This window comes from Helicobacter sp. 11S02596-1, assembly GCF_002272825.1.
GTDB lineage: Bacteria > Campylobacterota > Campylobacteria > Campylobacterales > Helicobacteraceae > Helicobacter_J.
Genome location: NZ_MLAM01000002.1, coordinates 136,998 through 160,436, shown reverse-complemented (window position 1 = coordinate 160,436; position 23,439 = coordinate 136,998). Strand labels below are relative to the sequence as shown.

Here is a 23,439-nt window from a genome sequence, read left to right as displayed (position 1 = left end):
ATTTACACTATTTAATGCCGGCACTAATGAGCGTATGCAAGTGGATCGCCCCTTGGATATTCTTTTGTTTGTCTGTAATGATAAGCAATTGGATTTTGTTATCTTCAATAAACTTCAAAGCCTCCCCCGCAAGCCAATCAGGGTCATCGCAATATTTGGGATTTTCTGAAGCATAGAGGCTCACAGGGTCATTTAGACTAAAATCCTCTCGCATCATCGCCCGACGCAAATCCCCATCGCTAAGCACCCCGATAAGCTTGCCTTCTTTGGCGATAATCGCATTCCCAAGCCTCGCTGCACTCATCGTGATAAGGGCGTCTTTGAGGCTTGTTTCTGGTTTGATCAATGGCAAATCTTTGGTCTGCATCAAATCTTTGATCTTGACAAAAAGCCTTTTTCCCAAACTCCCGCCGGGATGAAACGAAGCAAAATCATTTTTGGAAAAACCTCTTTTTTTCATCAAACAAACAGCCAAAGCATCACCAAGCCCCAAGGTCAAAGTGGTCGAACTTGTTGGTGCAGCACCTAGCGGGCAGGCCTCAGCAGCGATAGCGATAGGGATAAAATAATCGCCCATTTTTGAAAGCGAACTTTTAGCGTCCTTGCTCATTGTGATAATGCCCCCGCTTAGGCGCTTGAGATGGGGCATAATCGCCACAAGCTCTTCACTCTCCCCGCTATAGCTAATCGCAAGAATAATATCTTCCTTGCCTACCATACCCAAATCCCCGTGCATTGCTTCAGTAGGGTGCAAAAAAAAGCTAGGCGTTCCCGTGCTAGCAAGCGTAGCAGCGATTTTCGCACCCACCAAGCCACTTTTGCCCACACCGCAAACGATCAATTTGCCTTTTGCGCCAGAAATCAGACCAACAATACCATCCCAATCAATCGCTTGAGCGTGGCAAGCAGTTTGTAATAATTCCTTCGCCTCAAGCTCAAGGACATCCTTGGCAATCTGTGCAAAATCCATCATCGTCTCCTTTATCACTTTCGGCTTTATCGCTTTTTTGGGTCGAATTTATTGCCCCGCTTTTTAGGACACAAAAACATTACTCACAATAACGGGGTATTTTTTTAGTTTTTTAAACAAAAGTTTTCTCGTGATATTCCTGACTTCGTTTTCTAGTGTTTTTTGATGGGTCAAAACCTCTTTTTTAGCCGTCTTGATGTAGAGTTCCAGAGCATTTTCGATTTCTTTGACAAGCTCTTTTTCTTCCTTGAAATTCGCTATGCCTAATGTCGTGATTCGGGTATTTTTGAGGAGTTTTTGCTCTGTGCTAGAAACAAAAGCCGTGATGACTGCCATCCCGCATTCTGCCAATCCCTGCCTATCCAAAACGACATTGTTATCAATCTCTCGGCTGACTTGATTATCAATATAGGTTTTACCGCTTTTGATGGTGCGGACTTTGCGGATATAGCTTGGATTTACCTCGATTTGATCGCCATCTTCCATTAGGTAGATATTTTTTTCAGGCACGCCACATTTCATAGCTGTATCCTTGTGCTTGGCAACGTGGTTGTATTCGCCGTGAACGGGCAAGAAAAATTTCGGCTTAATCAGGCGCAACATCAATTTTTGCTCCTCTTGGGCGGCGTGCCCGCTCACGTGGATTTCGCTAAAGTCTTGATATGCCACTTTTGCCCCTGCTTTCATCAAAAAGTTTAAAACCGTTGAAACCGAACCCTCATTGCCCGGAATCGCCTTGGCTGAGATGATAACCAAATCGGCAGGCTTGATTTTGATATGGCGATGTTCATCGGTTGCCATCCGATAAAGTGCGCTCATCGTTTCGCCTTGAGAACCTGTCGTTACGATGAGAACTTCCTCATCGGGGTATTTGGCAACCTCGTGGGCTTCGATGAATATATGATGGGGCAAATCAATATAGCCCAATTCCCGAGCAATATCGAGATTTTTTTCCATCGATCGCCCGATAACAGCGACCTTGCGGTTGTATTTGATACCATAGGTGATGGCTTGATAGACACGATGAACATTTGAAGAAAACGTGCTCATTATCACCCGACCTTCTGCGCCTTTGAACAACGCGTCAAATGTAGGTCCAACGCTCGCTTCACTCGAAGTTACCCCGGGCTTGTGCGAATTGGTAGAATCACTCAAAAGCAACATCACGCCCTCTTCGCCATAATGGGCTAATCGGTGCAAATCTGTGGGGAGATTATCAATCGGGGTATGATCGATTTTGAAATCCCCTGTATGCACGATAATGCCGGCTTCCGTGCGGATCGCTAGGGCAGAAGCGTCGATAATAGAATGCGTGATATGAATCCATTCGATTTCAAAATCACCGATTTTTATCGGGTGGCGCTTCTCAACGATTTTAAAACAGGAGCGATATTTTTTTAGCCCGTGTTCATCGAATTTATTCCCTATCATTCCCAATGCCAGCGGGGTGCCATAGAGGGGGAATTGCATTTGTTTGAATAGATAAGGGACTGCCCCGATATGGTCCTCGTGGGCGTGGGTGATGACGATACCAGCGATTTTGTCTTTGATAGCATAAAGATAGCTAAAATCAGGTATTAAAATATCCACGCCGTGCATATTCTCCTCAGGGAAACTCATCCCTACATCGATAATGATCGCAGAATCCTCAGTTTCCATCACCATCATATTCCCGCCGATCTCGCCCAGTCCGCCAAGCGGGGTGATCCGCACGCGCGCTTTGGTGTTGAGGTTGAGCTTATAGTGAGGATTGAGGCTGTTTTTGTGGATACGATTGTTGGTTTCGACACCTTTTTTGAGGTCCTTGTGAAAGGCGAGGTTGCCCCTTTCATTCACATTTTGAATATCCCTTGTGCCTTTTTTGGCATCTGGAGCATTTTCTTGCGTGCTTGCCTGATGGCTTGGATTTGTATTTTTATTTTTCCCAATCCACTTTCTCGGTGGTCTTGATTGCGGGTTTTCTGTGCTGTTTTCAGCATTGTCTTGAGGTTTTTTAAAACGTGGCTTAAAAAATCTTCTTTTTTGCCCATCTAGTCGTTGCCCCTCGGATTTTTCTCTGTCTTGTGAAGGGTTCGTTTGGTTGTTATTTTGATTATTATTGTTTTCCATATTTTTCTGCCTTTAGATTTTCAAATATTTGGTGATAAGTCGTTGTTCTTACTTGATGGGCTCTGCTATCCTCTTGAATACCAAGTTGCTTAAAAATCGCTTGTAATATCTCCTTGTCATACCTGTTGGCAAGATTGTTGAGCAGTTTTTTTCTCGGGGCTGTAAAACAGATTTTGAGAAATGCTTCAAACCCTGCTGGCAAACACGCACCATTTTTCTTCATCATAAACACCGAAGAAGTAACCTTAGGCACAGGAGAAAAAGCCTCTTTTGGCACATCAAAAAGCATTTTGACATCTCCGAGCGTCTGGGTTAAAACACTCAAAGCACAAAAATCCCTTTCGCCACTTTGCGCACAAAATTTTTGCGCAACCTCTTTTTGGGTCATCACCACAAAGCCTTTGCAACACGGATCTTTCAATGCCCGCAACAAGATAATCGAAGCGATATAATACGGCAGATTGGAAACCAAAACATACGCTTGCGTATCCAACCAGCCGTTATCATCAGGCAAATTCAAAACATCCTGACAAATCAACTCAAAGTCTTGGGATGCCATCAAATGATGGTATTTTTGTGCAAGCAAAGAACATAAATCTCTATCGACTTCATAAGCCTTGAGTTGGTAAAACCCAAGCAACCTATCTGTTAAATCACCCAAGCCGGGCCCAATCTCTACAAGTCGCTCGCCTTGATACACATTGGAAACGGATTGGACGATCCTATCAACATACACGCTATTTTTTAAAAAATTTTGTCCAAATTGCTTTTTGGCTCTGTAGTGTATGCTTGCTCTCCATAAAAATTTGTGTCCATTTTATCGGTTTTTTTGTGATTTGTAAATAGCGAAGTTAAGGTAAGAAATATTATAATCATCTGTTAAAACCTATCTTGAATATTCAAGCTTGCTTGAATATGAGATGGTTACTTTAGGAACGGAGCAAGATTTTACATCTTGCGAAGTGGTCTTCAGGTTTGTTTTTAAACAAACCGAGTAGAAATGATAGAGGCTTTCGCCTGCTGTCTTTCCTAAATACTTTTAGTTTTCTTATCGCAAAAGAAAAGGGGTATTATCCCACCCCTAACCCCGCCCTTAACCCACGAAAAGAATAAGCGCCGCTTTTCTTTTCGGCAAACAAGGGCGGGGAAGTCGCTTGCTTGTGTCTCCTTGCGAAAAATCGGCGGTCGCACTTCAACGACCTTTTTTCCGATTTTTCACAGCACACAAGCGCGACAAAGGCAAGCAGTTTCAGAACTGCTAACAAACCAAAGCCCACTATGCTTTTTCACCCTATCTGCTAAGGGGGCGGGGCAGGGTTTGGGGGAGTTTGAGGGGGATAAGGGGCGGACTTCGCAATTTAAGCCCCTTGTCCCCCTCAAGGGAAAACAAAACTAGGGATTTTTTAATTCGCCCTTTAGACTTATCGCAGAAACAAAAAGACCTTAGAAAAATGAGTTGATATTTCTGCATTACAAGATATAACTCTGGTGGGTGGGTGAAATTTCTTTTGCGATAAAAAAGCTTAAAACATTAGAAAAGCTAACAGGCGAAAGCCTTTAGGAACGAAATGGGGATTCATTTCCTGTGGAATGGTCTTCAGATTCAGTTTGCAAAAACTGAATCGACACCGATAAAATCTAACTCCAATACACAAAGCAACGCTTTGGGTATGAGTTGGTAACTTTAGGAATGGAAAGAGGCTTTCCTCTTGGAATGGTCTTCAGGTTTGTTGCAAAACAAACCGAATAAAAATAAAATGATAAAAAATGAAACAACAGGAAATGAAATGACCCCACTTGCAAAGCGTATCATCCCTTGTTTGGATATTCACGATGGAAAAGTCGTCAAGGGTATCAATTTTGTCGGCTTAAAGGATATGGGCGATCCTGCCACAATGGCAAAAAAATATAATGACGCCGGGGCAGATGAACTTGTTCTACTTGACATCAGCGCCACCCATCAAAACCGCCACACGATGGTTGATGTTGTCAAATCAGTCGCCAAGGTTACATTTATCCCGCTCACCGTTGGGGGCGGTATCAAAGATCTTGAGGGGATTTATCGCCTCCTAGACGCAGGTGCGGATAAAGTCAGTCTCAATAGCGCTGCGATCAAAAATCCCCAACTCATCACAGAGAGTGCCTCACGTTTTGGCACGCAATGCGTTGTGGTCGCCATTGATGTAAAGAAACATACCACAAAGCCCGATCGTTGGGAGGTTTATATCCAAGGCGGAAGAGAAAACACCCGCAAGGATCTTGCCGAATGGGTCAAAGAGTGTTATCAGAGGGGTGCAGGCGAAATCCTCTTGACAAGTATGGATGCCGATGGAACAAAAAATGGCTACGATACCCAAGCCCTCAAACATATCAGAAACCTGGTGAATATCCCGATTATCGCCAGTGGCGGGGCAGGGAAAAAAGAGCATATTTTGGAGGTTTTCACCGATGATATTGCCGATGGGGCGCTTGCAGCAAGTATTTTTCATCTAGATACTATCGCCATCGGTGCGCTCAAAAACTACCTACGACAAAATAAAATTTCTGTAAGGATTTAAATGTTTGTTTGTGCTGGAAAATCTGAAAGTTTTAGTTTTGCCCAACCTATCGGCATTGGGCTGGTGGCAAGCGCTATGAATCTTGGCAAAATCTGCAGTTTCCAGCCCATCGATTCTCTGGTATTTCTCGGCACGGCTGGGGCTTATGATCCTGAGATTCAGGTTTTTGACATCTTCGTAAGCACCTGTGCAACGCAGATAGAAGCGAGCTATACTACCCATCAAAGCTACACGCCTATCGACAATCATATCCAAAGTGAGTCTGCAAATGTTCCACGTGAAACAAAAAAAATCATCGTGAATTCGAGCAACTATATCCACACCGATCCCGATTTTGCAAAAAAAATGCTCCGTGCGGGGATTGCACTCGAAAATATGGAATTTTTCTCCGTGTTGCAGGTCGCCCAACATTTTGGTATCCCTTGTTGCGGTATATTTTGCGTAACCAACCATTGCAATGAAAACGCCCATCGCGATTTTTTATCTCACCACGACCAAGCCAAAGAAATACTTGAAACCTATACCCGCAACCAGCCATCATTATGGGATCTCCAATGAAAAAAAATATTTATGATTACACATTGCAAGCACTCCAAAAAGAACTTGAAGCCATCCACCAGCCAGCATTCCGTGCCAAACAACTTTACCAATGGCTTTATACCCGTTATCAAGATTCATTTTCAGATATGGCAAATCTCCCAAAATCGTTGCGGGAAACCTTGCAAAACACATACACCATCAAAAATCTCGAAATCATCCGTATGGAAACCAGCAAGGATGGGAGCAAAAAATACCTTTTCAAGACAAACGATGGCTTGAGTTTTGAGAGCGTTTTGATCAAAATGCGGGACAAAAAATGCGATACCAATGGGCAAATCATCGAAAGTGAAAAATGGACCTGTTGCCTTTCGAGCCAAATCGGTTGTAAGGTGGGCTGTGCGTTTTGCTATACCGCAAAGGGTGGTTTTGTCAGAAATCTTAGCAGTGGCGAGATTGTCGAACAGGTTGTCCAGATCAAAAAAGACAATGCCATCGCTCCAGAAAAACGGATCAACATCGTTTATATGGGAATGGGAGAGCCTCTCAATAATATGCAAAATGTTATCCAAGCCATCAAAACTCTAGCCGAACTTGACGGGCTATCCATATCCCCAAGAAGACAGACCATCTCAACGAGCGGTATCGCACCCAAGATTATCGAGCTTGGTAAACACAATCTCGGCGTGCAACTTGCGATTTCCCTACACGCTGTAGATAACGAACTCCGTAGCAAACTCATACCGATGAATAAAGCGTATAATATACAGAGCGTGATCAAAGCGGTGAGGAGCTTCCCCGTAGATGAGAGAAAAAAGATTATGTTTGAATACCTTGTCATCAAAGACACCAATGATGATCTTGCCAGCGCCAAAAAACTCCTCAAGCTTCTTGATGGTATCCGCGCAAAGGTCAATCTGATCTTATTCAATCCGCACGAGGGTTCGGCATTTGAGCGCCCTGACATCGCACAGGTGAAAAAATTTGCCGACTTCTTGATACGCAAAGGGCTTTTATGCACCATCAGGGAATCCAAAGGTATCGACATTAGTGCAGCTTGCGGGCAACTCAGAGAAAAAGAATTAGAAAAAACATCTTAAAATGTTTCATATGAAACATAAAAAAGGAATGACAATGGATTTATTGGATTTATCGTTGTTGGTATTTTTGATAGTAGTTTTGGTGAGCGGGATCGGCAGTTATCTCTGGGTATATCTCAAAAACAAGGACTAAAAAATGCTGGTTCATATCTGTTGCTCTGTGGATAGTCATTATTTCTTAAGCGAATTGCAAAAAATCTATCCTGATGAAACGTTTGTAGGCTATTTTTACAACCCCAATATCCACCCCAAAAGCGAACACGATTTGCGCCTCAATGATGTCAAGAGGAGTTGCGAGCTTCTCAATATCAAACTCATCACGGGCGAATACGACACACAAGATTGGTTTGCCGGTGTCAAAGGGCTCGAATGCGAACCCGAAAAAGGCGAACGTTGCACGCAGTGTTTTGACATTCGATTGATGAAAAGCGCCCAGATAGCCAAAGCCATCAATGAAAAAAGATTCACCACGACCCTGCTTTCAAGCCCAATGAAAGAACAAGAAAAGCTCTACACGCAAGGGGAAGCGATCGCAGAAAAAAATGATTTGGAATTTATCAAAATCAATGTGCGTGCCAATGGTGGGGTGCAAAAACAAAATGAACTCGCCAAAGAAAGCAATCTCTACCGCCAAAATTATTGCGGGTGCAAATTCGCACTCGAGCAACAACGCAACAAACAGAACAAATTTTCCCTTGAGATGATAAGCCATATCGGCAATCAAATCCTCCCGGGAAGCATTGAAGAAAGATACGCCACATTTGCCCATCGAGACAACCTCGAGCAACAAAACAAAGAATACATCCTCTCGCAAAGAAAACATCTGGTATGGCGACTACTCAATGCAAAAGTCCAAAAAGGCGATCGGGTGCTGCCAAGCTATATCATCGCAAAATCGCAAAACAAAAAAGACGCCAAAAGTGGCAGTATTGTATGGATCAAACCGAATCTATTTGAAAATCTCCCAAAAATCTATGCGCCAAAAAAACACACGATAGAAGAAAAAGCCCAAGCCTACCAAAACAAAAATTATCTCGTGGGTTTTTGCAAAAAAGACGACAGCATTTTTGTGCATTTAAAACTCCTCAATCTTTTGCTTGATAGCACCTATCAAACCACCAAAGAGCTTTTGTATCACCCGCCCAAATACGAAGATGAACTATTTTTGAGGCATATCCTCTGCGGGGCTGAAAGTATCAACCCTATCATCATCGTCGATGAGATTTTTTGCGAAAATGTGCGTATAAGCATTCAAAGCATTTTCCAAGAAGAATCCATCTTCAAAGTGATAGAAAATTTGTAATTAAAAGATATTTTGCTAAAATCACGCCATAACACTACCATTCAAAAAGGGCTCAAATGATGGATATCAACAAAATAAGAAAAATACTCCCACATCGATACCCAATGCTTTTGGTCGATAAGGTTATTGCTGTAGAACCCAACAAAACCATCACCGCATACAAAAACATCACCATCAATGAGGAAGTATTTTTGGGGCATTTTCCCAAGCAGCCCATTTATCCGGGCGTGATGATTGTCGAGGGAATGGCACAGGCGGGGGGTTTGTTGGCATTTGTCAGCACGTGGGGCGACGACATCGCTGCAGCTGAAGACAAGATTGTCTATTTTATGACGATTGATAAGGTAAAATTCCGCATCCCTGTAGTGCCGGGCGACAGGCTCGAATACCAACTCAGTGTCATCAAACACAAAGGCACGGTGTGGCAACTAGAAGCCAAAGCATTCGTGGCTGAAAAACTCGTTGCCGAAGCAGAACTCAAGGCAATGGTAACCGAACGAGAAAAGGATTAAATCTATGGCAAACCAACAAAAAATAGCCCCCACAGCCATTATCCAAGAGGGCGCTAAGATTGCCCAGAATGTCGAAATCGGGGATTTTTGCGTTATCGGCGAAAATGTTACGATTGGCGAGGGTTGCAAACTCTATAATAATGTAACGATTCTAGGCAACACCACGCTTGGCAAAAATAATACGATATTCCCCTATGCTGTGCTAGGGACGATCCCCCAAGATCTCAAATACGATGGCGAAGAAGTCGAACTCATCATCGGCGATGACAATCTCATTCGCGAACATTGTATGATAAATCCCGGCACCAAAGGCGGTATCAGCAAAACCATCATCGGCAACCAAAATCTCTTGATGGCATTTGTCCACGTCGCACACGATTGTATCATCAAAAATCATTGTATCCTTGCGAACAATGCCACACTAGGCGGGCACGTTCAAATGGGCGATTATGTCAATATTGGCGGGCTGACCCCTGTGCATCAGTTTGTCCAGATTGGTGATGGGGTGATGGTAGCTGGCGGGTCAGTCCTCACCCAAGATATCCCGCCCTTTTGCCTCGCAGAGGGCAATCGTGCCATCATTCGTGGGCTAAACAAACACCGAATGCGCAAGCTGTTTTCCCATCAAGATATTGATTTTATCAGCCAGCTTTATAAGCGATTGTTTTCAGGGAGTTCGCTCATTAGAGAAATCGCCCAAGATGAACTCCAAAAAAACCCTGACAACAAATATACCCAGATGATATGTAATTTTATCCTCCAATCCAATCGGGGCATTCCAATCAAAAAAGGCAACTTAAATGAATAAAGAAAAACGCTGCAGTTTTTGTGGCAAAGTCGAATCAGAAAATTGTATTGTTTTCTCATCGGGCAGGGAGGGCGTAAATCTCCATATCTGTGAATTTTGTATCAAAAGCCTTTACAATGTGCTTACCGGCGGGCAAAGAGAAAATAAACAAGTCCCCAGCCAAACACCTCAAACTGGAGAAATCCCCGCACCAAAACAGCTCAAAAAAGCCCTTGATGCCTATGTCATCGGGCAAGAAAATGCCAAAAAAGTATTTTCGGTCGCTGTTTATAACCACTACAAACGCATACAAAGCAAAAATATCCAAGACAGCCCTGAAGATGACGCAGATGTTGAGATTTCAAAATCCAATATCCTCCTCATCGGACCTACTGGCAGTGGCAAAACCTTGATGGCACAAACATTGGCAAGATTTCTGGACATCCCGATTGCCATTTGTGATGCTACCAGCCTCACAGAAGCTGGCTATGTGGGCGAAGATGTCGAAAATATCCTCACCCGCTTGCTCCAAGCTGCTGATGGCGATGTAGAAAAAGCCCAAAAAGGCATTGTCTTTATCGATGAGATCGATAAAATATCCCGACTTTCAGAAAATCGCTCCATCACGCGCGATGTCTCTGGTGAGGGCGTGCAACAAGCCTTGCTTAAGATCATCGAGGGGAGTTTGGTAAATATCCCCCCCAAAGGCGGGAGAAAACACCCCAATCAAGATTTTATCCAGATTGATACGAGCAATATCCTTTTTATCTGTGGCGGGGCGTTTGACGGGCTGGCTGATATTATCAAAAGGCGTTCAAGTAGCAATGTATTAGGCTTTGGTAGCGAAAAAAAGACCAAGCTTGAGCAAGAAGATGTTTTGCACCTTGTCGAGCCTGATGATTTGGTAAATTATGGGTTAATCCCCGAGCTTATCGGGCGACTTCACGTCATCACCACACTAGAGGCTATCACCAAAGAAGCGATGATAGAAATCCTGACTAAGCCCAAAAATGCCCTCATCAAGCAGTATCAAAAATTATTTAAAATTGATGATGTGGAACTCATTTTTGAAAACGATGCGATCGAAAAAATCGCCGAGCTTGCCATCGCGAGAAAAACAGGTGCGCGGGGACTACGGGCGATTGTTGAAGAATTTAGCACCGATATTATGTTTGATTTGCCCGAATTAAAGGGTTATGAAGTTATAATAACAAAAGATTGTGTGGCAAAAACAGGCAAACCCCTCTTGATAAAAAAGAAAAAACTTTCTCAAAAAAATAAAGGAGCTTGATGATATTAGACAAAGTAATAGGGCTATTTTCGCACGATATAGCCATCGATTTAGGCACAGCAAATACCATTGTTTTGATCAAAGGACAAGGTATCATTATCAATGAACCCTCCATCGTCGCAGTCAAAACCAACAAATACGACAGGGATGGGGAGATTTTAGCAGTCGGACACGAGGCAAAAGAGATGATCGGCAAAACGCCCGGGGGTATCCAAGCCATCAGACCAATGAAAGACGGCGTGATCGCTGATTTTGATGTAACAGAAAAAATGATCCGCTATTTCATCGAAAAAGCCCACAAACGCAAATCCCTTATCCGCCCTCGCATTATGGTTTGTGTCCCCTATGGACTCACGGGTGTCGAAAGAAAAGCCGTGAAAGAATCTGCAATGAGTGCGGGTGCTAGAGAAGTATTTTTGATCGAAGAGCCAATGGCAGCAGCGATTGGGGCGGGATTACCCATCAAAGAACCCCAAGGAAGCCTTATCGTCGATATTGGCGGGGGGACAACAGAAATCGGCGTGATTTCTTTAGGCGGGCTGGTGATTTCCAAATCCATCCGTGTAGCAGGCGACAAGCTTGACATCGCTATTGTTGATTATATCCGCAAAAAATACAACCTCCTCATCGGGGAGCGCACGGGTGAGGAGATAAAAATCCAAATCGGTTCTGCCTCGCCACTAGAAACGCCTTTATCAATGCAAGTCAAAGGGCGTGATCAAGTCAGCGGGCTACTCAACACCGTAGAACTCACCAGCGAGGATATCCGTGATGCCATCAAAGACCAGCTAAGAGAAATCAGCAACGCCCTCAAAAGCGTCCTTGAGTCCGTCCCACCTGATCTTGCTGGCGACATCGTAGAAAATGGTATCGTTCTCACTGGCGGGGGTGCGCTCATCAGGGGATTGGATAAATACCTCTCTGACATCGTAAAACTCCCCGTGTATGTAGGGAATGAACCCCTGCTCGCTGTGGCAAAAGGCACGGGAAAAGCCATTGAGGAGCTTGATTTACTCCACCATATTGGGGCGCACGATTGAATATAGGGCTGGATGCAAGATTGAATGTAGGATTGGATACAGCACCGATTGCAGGGCTGTTTGAAGGCACGCAAATCTAATGAGATACAAGCCACTTTCTTTTATCATTATTATTGTGGCTTTTTTATTCATTGCTTTTGACTCCAGCCAATTCTTGCGCTCACAAACCCTTGCTTTGACCGACAAGATGAAAATCTGGGTTTCTTCCACCCAAGATTCTATCAAGCTCGCTTATGAAAAATACCTCCACCAAGCAAGCACAATTGAAACATATAAAAAAGAATTGCAAGACTACACCAAAACCCAGCTTGAGCTCCAAGCCCTCCAAACCCGATTTGAAGAACTATCTGACTTTATCAAACAAAAAGCCCCCGAAAATCCTGACTTCATTTCCACGAGGGCATTTTCATACGTGGGTATCGGGGATTATAATCGCATTTGGCTTGATTTTGATATTGCTCCCTATCCAAAAAGCAAGATTTTTGGTATCGTGCAAAATGGCAATGCGATCGGGATTGCCACCATCAAAAACAACCGATTGATGGGACTGCTTAATGGCGATGAAAATTGTAGCTACGCCGTTTATATTGGCGATCAAAAAACGCCTGCGATCATCCGATACGACAGCAGTGATCCTGAAAAAATCCTCGCTGATTTTATCCCCTCTTGGCTAAAAATCAATCTTGGTGATGAAGTCAAAACCAGCGGGTTAGATGGTATTTTCACGCCCGGTATCCCTGTAGGGCAAATCACATCTATCACCCAAAACTACGGCTATATCACCGCAGAAGTCTCACCCTATGCCAAAAAAAATCATCTTGATTATATGTGGCTGGTGGATACCAAGATTATCCAAATGGATTTTGACCCCCCCCCCCCCGCTAGAGATACAAAAAGATGAATAACCATCCCTTAAACCCCAAAAATACGATAAATCCTACGCATTCTATCGAGGTGATTTGCTCCACACTCAAGGAGGCAACTACAAAAAACGGCATTGATAGGGCATTAAACGCATTTTTGGAACTATTGGAAAATCGCACCGAAATCCCCTTGGCGCAATCTGAGCGACTTATCAGGCTTTTTAGAGACAAAATCTATACGCACGTTTTCTCAAAGGGAGAGATCTTGGAGCGATTTTATCTATGCCTTATTGCCATCACGCCCCTAGATTCAGAGGCAGATAAGCGGTTTGAGTCATTTATAAACATCGCGATGAGCAATCTATTTACCAAAGGTATCAGCGAGGAAGAAAATATAATGCTTTTAGAACTTGGTGTCCTCGCCAAGCTCCTATCAGGGCAGAAAAACGAGGCAATAATCTCTTATATCAAAAACATCTCCCAGATCGATATGCACACCCCATCAGCACAAAAGGCAGCTAGCTTTATCCTAAAATCTTTTGAACTGCTTAATATCCCATTTGAAACCTTTATCGAGGCGATGGCAGATGTCTTGAAGCCAGAAAATATCCTCCGATTAGAGAGCAAACGCAGGCGTTCAGTTTTTAACTGGCAGTTGCACGTATTTTGGAATGTCAAGCATTTCTTCAATCATCGCGACTGGCTCAAGCTCTACCCGCTGTGGGAAAAGATATTTTACCAAATGCTCTGTGTCGGGCAAAATATGGCAAGCAATTCAAACACGATCGAACCAAAAACAATCGATGAAGCCCTTTACCTGCAATTTTTCATCTACCATATGGCGGGCAATAGCTTCACTTCGCAAGAGGATTGGAAGCATTTCAATCAAAAAATCTCACAAATTGCCACCCCCATCTATCAAAAATTTGCCCAAAGTTTTGGCTTGCCCCAGCCAAAAAAAATCCCAAAAAATAAAAAAATCATCGGTATTTTAAGAGACCGATTGGTAGAAAATTCCCCCTACAAAGTCGAATACAGCTTTTTAAAAACCTTGCTTCAAGATGAGGCATTCCAAAAACACTATGAAGTCAAAATCTATCTGATGGGTATTTTGGAAAAAAGCGATGATGACCCCGCTATCATCGCCTCTTATAGGGATTTGGGCATCCCTATCATCAACACCATCGCCCCATTCAATCAAGATGGCTATTACAACTCCCATCTTTCCAAAGCCCTCAGTATCCGTGAAGCCATCATCAAGGACGCTGTCGATATCCTCATCAGCCCCAATAACGGCTATGGGATCAGTGATTTTATCCTCTCAAGCAGGGTAGCCCCCAAGCAGATCTTTTGGAGTCACGGCAATTTTATGTATGACATCGCCCAAATCGATGGCAAAATCACGCATATTTGCGCCCAATCTGGGGCTATGCGATGTGAGGGTTATGATTTTATGGGCGTGAGCGTGGCGATGGAATCAAAATTTTACAATCCCCCCATCAATGCCGATCTCATCGCAAAGCACAGGGAGAAATTCCCCAAAGACAAGACCATTTTGGGCGTCATCGGCAGGCTGACAAAAATCGATTCGCTCCCCTATCTAAAAAGCATTGTCAAGATTATGCAACACACGCCTAGCACGATATTTCTAGGCTGTGGGACAGGCAATGTATATGAAATCAAGCAAAAAATCGCCACCATCGTTTCAAATGAAAATATCGCTAACCCCGCAGCGTTTTTGGAGAGATTTTATTTTCCCGGCTATGTCGATAGCACGATTTATGGGCATATCATCGATGTTTGGCTCGATAGCTTCCCGATGGAGCAAGGCGAGAGCAAAGTCGAGTTTAATGCCAAAGGCGGATTGATCCTCACGCTTTCAAAAGAAAGCCAAAGTGAGCGAGAAGAGCGGATTGAAAGCTGGATTACAAACAATCTCAACGATGCCCAAAAAGAATGCCAAAACCAAAATATCACGCTAGAAATGCTAAAAAAAATCTGGATAGAAGACTGCACGGGCATTGCATTCGCTCAAAAAGACAATGAGGAAGAATGTATAAAAAACTATGTCAAAAAAGCCATCGCTATTTTGAACCTAAGCCCCAAAGAAAAGCAAACCCACATAAAAAACAAGCTTTTGTTGCGAAAAATATATGATGGCGTGCGGAAAAATACCGGCGCAAAATCCTTTTTGGAAATGATTGAAAATGCCTAAAATAGGTATTTTTGGATTTGGCAATGTGGGGAGAAACTTTTTTTGCCTTTTAGAAAATCTTTTTGGAAATCCACATTCCAAAAACGCCCTTATTTGCGATGAAAATTTCAGCCAAAAATCACACGATAAATCCGCCCAAGATTTACGTATTGAAAATCTCATCATCAAAGAGCCAAAAGAACTCAAATCCTGCGATATTATCCTCATCTGCACCGCAAAGCCGGAGCTATTAGCCTCATTTGAAAAAAAACTCCTCACCGCCCAAATACAAAAAGAAAAAATCCGGTTTTACACCGATTGTTTTTATATCTCTTATTGGCTAGAAAACGCCGTAAAAGAGCATTTTAGAGGCATTACACTCGATAGTTTTATCCAAATGCTCCTAGCAGATAGCCCCGATCTAAAAAATCTCCAAAAAACATTCAAAACACTCCTGGAAACCACCCCCAAGCCCGATAAAAATGCCAATTTTTACGATGAGCTGTATCAATCCGATCGAGCCTATGAAAAAAACGTTTATTATCCGGGCTGGGAATATGCGTGCAAAATCCTTGACACCGCCAAGAATGAAGGCAATGCGGTTTGCGTGCTTGATATTGGCTGTGGGAGTGGGGAATTTGCCAAAATGCTTTTTGATAGGGGCGTGAAAAACTATCAAGGCATTGATTTTAGCGCCCAAGCTATCAGTATTGCTAGAGAAAAAATCCCTCAATGGCAAGTGCGATTTATCCAACAAGACATCTTTACCACCGATAAAATCGCCCAACCCTACAGCCATATTTGCATTTTTGAGGTCTTAGAACATATCAATGATGATTTGAAGATTCTAAGCAAAATCCTACCACAAACCCATATCATCGCCTCTGTGCCGAATTTTTACTCCAAAGGGCACGTTAGGATTTTTGAAGACATTCACGCAGTTCAAAAACGATACGCTCATTTGCTTGATTTCATCGATTTTTTTGAACTTCCCCTGTCAAAAAAAGGGGCGAAAATATTTTATTTCCACGCCCGCAAAAAACCTAGTGAGCCTAGTGAAAATGCTACAGAAACCATCACAGAAAACCCCCAAACAAAATCCACAATATCCCGCCCAAAAAAATGCTAAAAATCCTCGTGCTATGTGCGGCAAATCCCGCTACTAACCCCAGACCCAAGCGTATGATCGATCTACTCAAAGCCAACCATCAGGTTTGTGCGATGGGGATTTGTGCCTCAAGCATAGAGGGCGTAGAGACCTTTAGCTACCCCGCCTATACCAAACGAAATCTCCTTGAAGAAATCCACCTGTATATCCATAGCTTTAGCAAAAATTACGCCCCACTCATCTGGACAAAAAATCGCCTAGAAATCACAAAACTCCTCCAAAAACGTGCATTTGATCTTATCATCTGCCACGATCTCGTGCTTTTACCCATCGTGCTTGCAGACAAAAAAGGGGCAAAAGTCCTTTTTGACGCTAGAGAATTTTACCCCGCCCAAAACCAAACCAATTTCCGATGGCGGCTACTCTTTGCGAAATTTAACGATTATCTATGCAAAACCTATCTTTTGCAAGCCGATAGTGTTATAACGGTCTCCAAAGGTCTCCAAACCCTCTATAAAAAGCATTATGGCATTAGCTCAAAGCTGTTTTATTCCCTGCCTAAATATCACGACCTGCCTCCCAGCCCCATCAAACCAAGCACTATCAAGATCATCCATCACGGCGCAGCCAATCCTAATCGCAAGATAGAAAAGATGATCGAGGTAGCCAACTTTTTAGATGGGCGTTTTGAGCTGGATTTGATGTTGGTAAATACCGATACGAGCTATATGGAATTTTTGCAAAAAAAGGTCGCCAAAATGCGCCATAAAGGCAAAAAAGTCGCCATCATCCCGCCGGTGGCATATGAGGAGATTATCCCATTTAGTGCGTGTTATGATATGGGGCTTTACTGCATTCCCCCCAGCACGCCAAATCTCAAACACGCCCTGCCTAATAAGTTTTTTGAATTTATCCAAGCCAGACTTGCCATCATCATCACGCCAAATCCTGAAATGTCCCCATTCATCGCCACCTACAAAAATGGGTTTATAGTCGATGATTTTCGCCCCAAGCAAATCGCTCACGCCATCAATGCCCTAAGCGTAGAGCAAATCCAAGCCTATAAACAAAATTCCGCCCAAGCTGCCAAAATCCTCAACACCCAGAGTAATCAAGCCAACATCGATGCTATTATCAAAGAGCTTTTCCCTGAGCGATAATTCACCCAAGACAACGTCCATCAAATCAATACGCAACGCAATACACAACTCAATAAGGAGCAAAGTGATTTTTATCGTGGAATGTTTTTGGCGGGGAATATCTGGGCTGATAGGGCTTATAAGGATTTCTTTGTTTGAAGCGTTGCGGGGTCATCACATCGGGTTTTTCTTTTGAAAATCTCCGTGCTTTGGGGACATATTCACCAAATTTATAGCGCAAACCAAACGAAAACAACCAGTAAGTATTGATATGCCCAAAAAACTCGGTTTTAAATTCCCCGCTGAGTTTGAGTGTGTCATTCAAAAATACCCAATCCCCGCCAATGCCAAGCCCCACACGATGATCTGTGGGGCTGATAACTCTATGTTCTAAGGGGATATTCACATCATCAACCAATGTTGCCTTGCCCCCGCTTGTAAGGTCTTGGCTATATTCTATCGAGGCTTTAGCATTGATATTAGAACCTCCGAGATCATAATTTTTCACACCCAACACACCGATTTTGCCAATAAATGCGGGCGTAAAATCCAAATGCCCCCGAATATGGGCGTTACTCATATCCCTAAATGCCAAATCACTGCTAAACATCATCGCAGGGATAAACGAGATATAAGGCTGGATATACAGGCTATCATCACGAACTTGCGCACTGCCTGAAACATTCCGACAAAATTTCCCACCAACACAGCTCTCACGGGTGGTGTATCGGGTCTTTAGGAGAGGATAAAAGTTATAACCAAATCGCGTATTGAGTAAAAAAATATGCCCGCCATACCTCCCTTGAGCGCCTGCTCGATAGATGTCTTGATGGATAGCGCCATAGATGTATTTCGCACTCACATCCACAACCAAGCCTTTTTTATCCACAAGCCCGCCATACGCCCCAAATCCAAAGCTATTGACATTCCCATCATAGCCGACTAGTTGCTTATCTCCGGTGCGGAGCTTGGTGTATTCGAGCGTCCCGCCATAAAAAAATCGATCTTCTGCATAAAGGCTTGCCCCATCATAGCCGATCTGGACATTGGTAAAAGGATTTTGAAAGGTCTTGCTGCCTGTGGCAAAATTATTTGCATAAATCCCGCCCGCATTAATCTTCGCCCAAGCCCCCATTATCGTAAGCGGGTTAAAAAGATCTTCGATTCGAGAATGCAAGCTATCGCTCCCTAGACGAAAGAGCAAATAAGGGATTGAAAACACGCCAAAAAGATCTTTGCTCACATCGCTTGGGGTCATCGTCTTTGCTGCACCTACGATAAAATCCGTCCCACCTGTAGCACCAGGAGCGGTGTCAAAAGTCGGCAAATAATCATAAAGCCCAAATCGGGTAATCGTCCCCTCAAAGCCCGCACCCGCTGCAACATTTTGGGCATTGGCGACAACCATTTTCGGGCTATCTTTGAGCGGGGAATATGTATCCAAATAAATATAATGCACGCCCTCTAAATTATTAACCTCAATCCTGTCAGATATGCCATTTTGCGGATCAGCACTCAACAAAAATAACCCGCCATTCCCATCAATTCGATTTACCTTGAGTATGCGCGGGGCATAAGCCTCATCAGACCGAGCGCACCCGCTCAAACAATAAGGTCCGGGTGTGTTGGAAGAAGCGTATTTAGAAAAATCCACATAAGAAATACCTGCCAAATCACCCACATCAAAGGGCTTGCTGGGATCAAAAGCCGGATTTGAAAAAGACAAGGTTTTTACATCGGTGCTTCCTGTGAGAAAGTATTTCCCGCCATTTTCTAACGTCAGGTTAAGCACCATATACCCCATCGCCGTCCGCCCGATAAAAAAGCTCTCTGGATTGGTAAGATTCATATAAACATTGGAATCTGATCCCATCCCCTTTGTGGCATACTTCTCATCAAGATCAATATCACCTTGAAGCTGGATAATATTGTTGGGGTTGCGTGTAGTGCCCGTATCGGGGTCATAATTCACATAAATAGCGGCGTGATTTTCCATCTTGAAAATCGCCCGAAGCCAATCACCCGTATGGGATTCTTGCGCCCTAGCGTTGCTGACATTGACGATGAGGTTTTGGCGGAAATCAAAAATGCCCCCCGTGTTTGGTCCATTGCTAGCAGAACCATTGGCATTAAACACCCCACGGGCGAGATTGCTATTATCAGCGACATTAAAAATCGTATTGGTATCAAAAATGATATGCGCCCCATCAGTTGTGCCAGATTTCCGAGACATAAATATGGCTTGGTTCTTATCCGGTTCTGCGGGCTTGGCGGTCGAAAAATCCCAGAAAATATTCCACGTGCTATTAGCCCCACCGCCAAAAAGATAATCTGTCTTTCCAGTAGCTTTAAAAATACCTGCAGCATCGGATTTCCATTCATTGGCTGTAACCTTGATATGGGTATTTAGCGTTACACCCGGACCGATGGTGATTTGATGGGTATCGCTCGAAATGATTTGTTTCTCTGTGAAATTAATAGAAAAATCAAGATTTGTATCAATAGGATAATTATTAAGCATAGGGGGCGTATCGACTGCCCCGCTGATTTGTATATACAACAATATAATAATAGTTTTTATGTAAAGTTTCATTTTTTTCCATAAAAAAATAAACATTTTTGTTAGATTATATCATCTTATGCGAAGTAAGTTTTTTAAAACCATTTCAAATGCTATAATAAATATTAAAATTCTCATCAAAGGCAAAATATGCAGAAAGAAACGTTCTTCCAATATCTCAAACGCAAAATCCAAAAACGCAAAGGGGCGAAGAATCAAATCCTATTTTCCACACGGGTGTTGCAATTCCCATCAAATCTAAAAAAATTTTTTGATTTCACCCGAACATCCCATCTCTACCTCATCGAAAATGCTATCGCTGATCCCAACGGCTTGGGTGGTTTGGAGCTAAAACTCCACAATGCCCACGTGCCTAGGGAATATTGTGATATTTTTTATAACCTTTTAGTGCTATCAAGCAAAAAACAAATGGGGGGGGGGGCATAAACCCGTCTGCATTGATTGTGGCGCACATACCGGACTTATCAGCGATTTGATACTCCATTGCGGGGGTAGGGTGCATTGTTTTGAACCCAATATCATTTTGAATGTCATCTTGCAAAACAAATACCAAAACAATCCCGATGTTACCATCAACAATGTCGCCGTATCGGACAAAAACACCACAACACGATTTTTATTAAATAGTAGCGTTTCCCAAATCAATCGTATCTCTGAAAGCGGGGATAACTACGATTATTATGGCGAAAGCTATGAAGTTAGTGTCATTGATTTGACAACCTATATCGAAGACGTTTTGAAAGAATCTGAAAGCATTTATCTTCTAAAAATGGATATTGAGGGCGCAGAATTTGAGATTATGGACAAAATCATCGCCAAAAAGCTCTATGAAAAAATCACCTATATCGTTTGTGAGACACACGAAAGTTTTTTCAAAGATGGTGATGAAAAACTCAAAAAACTCAAAGACCAGCTTAGCGCCCATCAGATTGAGAATGTATTTCTTGATTGGATATGAGCGGGTTTTTTGGATTTGCCTTTGGAAAAATCAATCAAATCCTGCGTGCTAGTTACCCAAAATGGGAGGGCATACAAACAAATCTCAAATACTTTCAAAGCACTCAACGCATCGGCATAAGCGCGGTGCAAAACCGGCGTATTGATCCCCAAAAAGGTGTTTAAAAATCCCAATGAATACCTTGGTGAGAGGATACTTTTACGTGCCAAATCAATCGTGCAGATTCTAGGATTACCTAGCCCATAAAGCCCGATAGCGTCCATATGATGGCTGATAAAACTATAGTCAAAATTCACATTATGGGCGACAAAAACGCTATCCCCTAAAAATTCTTTAAATCTTGCTAAGACTTTCACGCTTTTAGGGGCGTCTTGAATATCTTGCGTGGCAATGCCGGTGAGTTCGGTAATCTTTTCTGGAATCTCGCTAGCATAAACAAAACTTTCAAATTTCCCCACAATCTCCCCACCCTGATATTTCGCCGCCCCAATCTCGATAATCGAAGAATCCTCAGGCTTTGAGCCTGTTGTCTCAATATCGACAAAACAAAATGCCTGCTCTCTCCAAAGCGTGGTTGTGGTGCTCAAAAATACATTGTCCGCTTCTTGCCCCAACGGGAAGCCACAAGCCTTCAATAACTCCAGCGTGGTCCCACAATCATCGCCAACCCCAAATCCTAAGCCCGAATCCGTGCCGATGGTATTTTGCAAACGATCGCAAAAATCTGCCGTTTTCATCGGGGCAGTCTTGAGGAGATTATAAAGATTATGGAGTGCAGGAATCATCGCTAATATTTTCTCACCAAAATCACCTCATCGCAATGAAGCGATCGCCTTGGCATAATCAGGGCTACCAAAAACATAACTACCCGCTACCACGATGTCTGCACCGGCATTTTTTAGCAAATCGATATTTTTATCACTCACGCCCCCATCGACCTCGATAAGGCAATGGGGATTTTTAGTGGCGATATGATTTTTGAGATTTTGGATTTTTTCTATGGTGTTTGGGATAAATCGTTGCCCGCCAAAGCCCGGATTGACACTCATTAACAAAACCATATCCACATCGGGGAGAATGTATTTGAGGGATTCCTCGCTTGTATGGGGGTTCAAAACCACGCTCGGGCGGATGCCAAGATTTCTGATATGATTAATCAAGCGGTGTAAATGCTTTTCTTCTTCGATATGCACACTGATAAATTCAGGCTTACAGGGGGCAAAAAGATCCACAAAAAATGTCGCATTTTCAACCATCAAATGAATATCCAAAGGCTTAGAAGCGATTTTGGCGACCTTATCAACGACGACAGGGCCAATAGTAAGATTAGGCACAAAATGCCCATCCATCACGTCGATATGCACATAATCACAACCCGCCTCACAGATGGAGCGCACCTCAGAACCCAGATCTAAAAAATCCGCAGACAAAATACTTGGGGCAACCAGCATAAAAACCCTCTTGAAAAATTGAATGTTAAAGAATATCACAAACCCAATAAGATATAATTTAACCAAAAAATTTCGGAGTAAAAATGCCAAAAGATTTTATCCCTACATTGCAAAAATGCGCGCTCCAAATCCAAGAACTCATCAAAACCACGCAGGCAAGCTATCTGGAAACCACAAACACCAGCGGGGATACCCAGCTAGGTATCGATGTGCAAGCCGATAATATCATCGAAAACGCTCTCTTGGGGTTAGAATGCGTTAGGGGGATTTGTAGCGAAGAAAAACCTGAAGCGATTTTCAAAGATAGTGGCTCGTATTTGGTTGCTTATGACCCCCTAGATGGCTCTTCGATTATCGATTCTAACCTCAGCGTGGGGTCTATCTTTGGCATTTATCAAAAAGAATTTCAAGCCAAATATTTGGTCGGGAGTGCGTATATCATCTATGGACCTCGCTTGGAGATGGTGCTTGCAAGCACTGCTTCGGATTCTTTAGAATATTTTATCCACGGCAAAAATGGCTGGGAAGAAAAAACCCCGCCCACACTCAAAGCCCAAGGCAAAATCAATGCCCCCGGAGGCACGCAAAAATACTGGAAACCTGAACATAAAAACCTTATCGAATCGTTGTTTATGGCGGGTTATCGCTTGCGTTATTCTGGCGGGATGGTCCCAGACTTGCACCAAATCCTTATCAAAGGCGGGGGATTATTCAGCTACCCAGGCACAACAGAATCGCCCAATGGCAAATTACGCAAGCTTTTTGAGGTGTTTCCCTTTGCTTTGATTTATGAAAAAGCTGGTGGCGAGGCCATCGATGGCAAAACCCGCTTGCTAGAGCTCCCAATCGACAATCTCCACGAAAGCACGCCGTGTTTTTTTGGCTCTAAAACCGAGATAGAACAAGTCAGAAAAACCTATGCAAACCAAAATTTATGA

21 protein-coding genes are annotated in these 23,439 nt (G+C 43.2%); 15 read left to right on the top strand and 6 right to left on the bottom strand.

Features of this window, described 5'->3' with window-relative positions; translation table 11 throughout:
• Positions 1-7: 7 nt before the first annotated feature.
• The 3 genes from BJI48_RS02130 to rsmA all read right to left on the bottom strand — a co-directional run bounded on the left by BJI48_RS02130 (position 8) and on the right by rsmA (position 3,866).
• Positions 8-970: a KpsF/GutQ family sugar-phosphate isomerase gene (locus tag BJI48_RS02130; RefSeq protein ID WP_180763020.1), complete on the bottom strand. Its 963-nt coding sequence runs from the start codon at positions 968-970 to the stop codon at positions 8-10.
• A 63-nt stretch (positions 971-1,033) separates the two neighbouring features.
• Positions 1,034-3,079: a ribonuclease J gene (locus BJI48_RS02125; protein WP_095331367.1), complete on the bottom strand. Its 2,046-nt coding sequence runs from the start codon at positions 3,077-3,079 to the stop codon at positions 1,034-1,036.
• Positions 3,066-3,866: a 16S rRNA (adenine(1518)-N(6)/adenine(1519)-N(6))-dimethyltransferase RsmA gene (gene rsmA, locus BJI48_RS02120; RefSeq protein ID WP_095331365.1), complete on the bottom strand. Its 801-nt coding sequence runs from the start codon at positions 3,864-3,866 to the stop codon at positions 3,066-3,068. Before rsmA ends, BJI48_RS02125 begins: the two co-directional genes overlap by 14 nt.
• 1,000 nt (positions 3,867-4,866) lie before the next feature.
• Here rsmA and hisF point away from each other — a divergent pair.
• From hisF to BJI48_RS02055, 12 genes are all read left to right on the top strand, one after another.
• Positions 4,867-5,637, top strand: coding sequence for an imidazole glycerol phosphate synthase subunit HisF (gene hisF / locus BJI48_RS02110; RefSeq protein WP_095331542.1), 771 nt, complete (start codon positions 4,867-4,869; stop codon positions 5,635-5,637).
• On the top strand, positions 5,638-6,195 hold the full coding sequence (locus tag BJI48_RS02105; RefSeq protein ID WP_095331361.1) for a purine-nucleoside phosphorylase: 558 nt from the start codon (positions 5,638-5,640) through the stop codon (positions 6,193-6,195).
• Complete coding sequence (gene rlmN, locus BJI48_RS02100) at positions 6,192-7,274, top strand: 23S rRNA (adenine(2503)-C(2))-methyltransferase RlmN (RefSeq protein WP_257874351.1); 1,083 nt, start codon at positions 6,192-6,194, stop codon at positions 7,272-7,274. The genes BJI48_RS02105 and rlmN overlap by 4 nt, the downstream gene beginning before the upstream one ends.
• A gap of 136 nt (positions 7,275-7,410) precedes the next feature.
• On the top strand, positions 7,411-8,577 hold the full coding sequence (locus tag BJI48_RS02095; RefSeq protein WP_095331357.1) for an epoxyqueuosine reductase QueH: 1,167 nt from the start codon (positions 7,411-7,413) through the stop codon (positions 8,575-8,577).
• A gap of 56 nt (positions 8,578-8,633) precedes the next feature.
• Positions 8,634-9,089, top strand: a complete 456-nt coding sequence (fabZ, locus tag BJI48_RS02090; RefSeq protein ID WP_095331355.1) for a 3-hydroxyacyl-ACP dehydratase FabZ — start codon at positions 8,634-8,636, stop codon at positions 9,087-9,089.
• 4 nt (positions 9,090-9,093) lie between these two features.
• Positions 9,094-9,897, top strand: a complete 804-nt coding sequence (gene lpxA / locus BJI48_RS02085) for an acyl-ACP--UDP-N-acetylglucosamine O-acyltransferase (RefSeq protein WP_095331353.1) — start codon at positions 9,094-9,096, stop codon at positions 9,895-9,897.
• Positions 9,890-11,167, top strand: coding sequence for an ATP-dependent protease ATP-binding subunit ClpX (gene clpX / locus BJI48_RS02080; protein ID WP_095331351.1), 1,278 nt, complete (start codon positions 9,890-9,892; stop codon positions 11,165-11,167). The genes lpxA and clpX overlap by 8 nt, the downstream gene beginning before the upstream one ends.
• Positions 11,167-12,207, top strand: coding sequence for a rod shape-determining protein (locus tag BJI48_RS02075; RefSeq protein ID WP_095331349.1), 1,041 nt, complete (start codon positions 11,167-11,169; stop codon positions 12,205-12,207). Before clpX ends, BJI48_RS02075 begins: the two co-directional genes overlap by 1 nt.
• A gap of 79 nt (positions 12,208-12,286) precedes the next feature.
• Positions 12,287-13,108 carry a rod shape-determining protein MreC gene (gene mreC, locus BJI48_RS02070; RefSeq protein ID WP_095331347.1) on the top strand — a complete coding sequence of 274 codons (822 nt, stop codon included), beginning with the start codon at positions 12,287-12,289 and terminating at the stop codon, positions 13,106-13,108.
• Complete coding sequence (locus BJI48_RS02065) at positions 13,105-15,285, top strand: hypothetical protein (RefSeq protein WP_095331345.1); 2,181 nt, start codon at positions 13,105-13,107, stop codon at positions 15,283-15,285. The genes mreC and BJI48_RS02065 overlap by 4 nt, the downstream gene beginning before the upstream one ends.
• Positions 15,278-16,393, top strand: coding sequence for a methyltransferase domain-containing protein (locus BJI48_RS02060; protein WP_095331343.1), 1,116 nt, complete (start codon positions 15,278-15,280; stop codon positions 16,391-16,393). The genes BJI48_RS02065 and BJI48_RS02060 overlap by 8 nt, the downstream gene beginning before the upstream one ends.
• The gene (locus tag BJI48_RS02055) at positions 16,387-17,532 is read left to right on the top strand and encodes a glycosyltransferase family 4 protein (protein WP_143428756.1); all 1,146 of its coding nucleotides are present in this window, start codon (positions 16,387-16,389) and stop codon (positions 17,530-17,532) included. The genes BJI48_RS02060 and BJI48_RS02055 overlap by 7 nt, the downstream gene beginning before the upstream one ends.
• A gap of 49 nt (positions 17,533-17,581) precedes the next feature.
• On the opposite strand, the gene BJI48_RS02050 is transcribed toward BJI48_RS02055, so the two are convergent.
• Positions 17,582-20,104, bottom strand: coding sequence for an autotransporter outer membrane beta-barrel domain-containing protein (locus BJI48_RS02050; RefSeq protein WP_180763017.1), 2,523 nt, complete (start codon positions 20,102-20,104; stop codon positions 17,582-17,584).
• Between the two features lie 117 nt (positions 20,105-20,221).
• On the opposite strand from BJI48_RS02050, the gene BJI48_RS02045 reads away from it, so the two are divergent.
• Positions 20,222-20,518 (top strand): hypothetical protein, encoded by a 297-nt coding sequence (locus tag BJI48_RS02045; RefSeq protein ID WP_095331337.1) that lies wholly within the window; start codon positions 20,222-20,224, stop codon positions 20,516-20,518.
• A gap of 10 nt (positions 20,519-20,528) precedes the next feature.
• Positions 20,529-21,050, top strand: a complete 522-nt coding sequence (locus BJI48_RS02040) for an FkbM family methyltransferase (protein ID WP_095331335.1) — start codon at positions 20,529-20,531, stop codon at positions 21,048-21,050.
• Here BJI48_RS02040 and BJI48_RS02035 read toward each other — a convergent pair.
• Complete coding sequence (locus BJI48_RS02035) at positions 21,017-21,835, bottom strand: 3'-5' exonuclease (RefSeq protein ID WP_257874350.1); 819 nt, start codon at positions 21,833-21,835, stop codon at positions 21,017-21,019. The two genes, BJI48_RS02040 and BJI48_RS02035, sit on opposite strands and share 34 nt — an antisense overlap.
• A 27-nt stretch (positions 21,836-21,862) precedes the next feature.
• Positions 21,863-22,501: a ribulose-phosphate 3-epimerase gene (gene rpe / locus BJI48_RS02030; protein ID WP_095331333.1), complete on the bottom strand. Its 639-nt coding sequence runs from the start codon at positions 22,499-22,501 to the stop codon at positions 21,863-21,865.
• A gap of 83 nt (positions 22,502-22,584) precedes the next feature.
• On the opposite strand from rpe, the gene BJI48_RS02025 reads away from it, so the two are divergent.
• Entirely contained in the window at positions 22,585-23,439 is an 855-nt protein-coding gene (locus BJI48_RS02025) for a class 1 fructose-bisphosphatase (RefSeq protein WP_095331331.1), read from the top strand.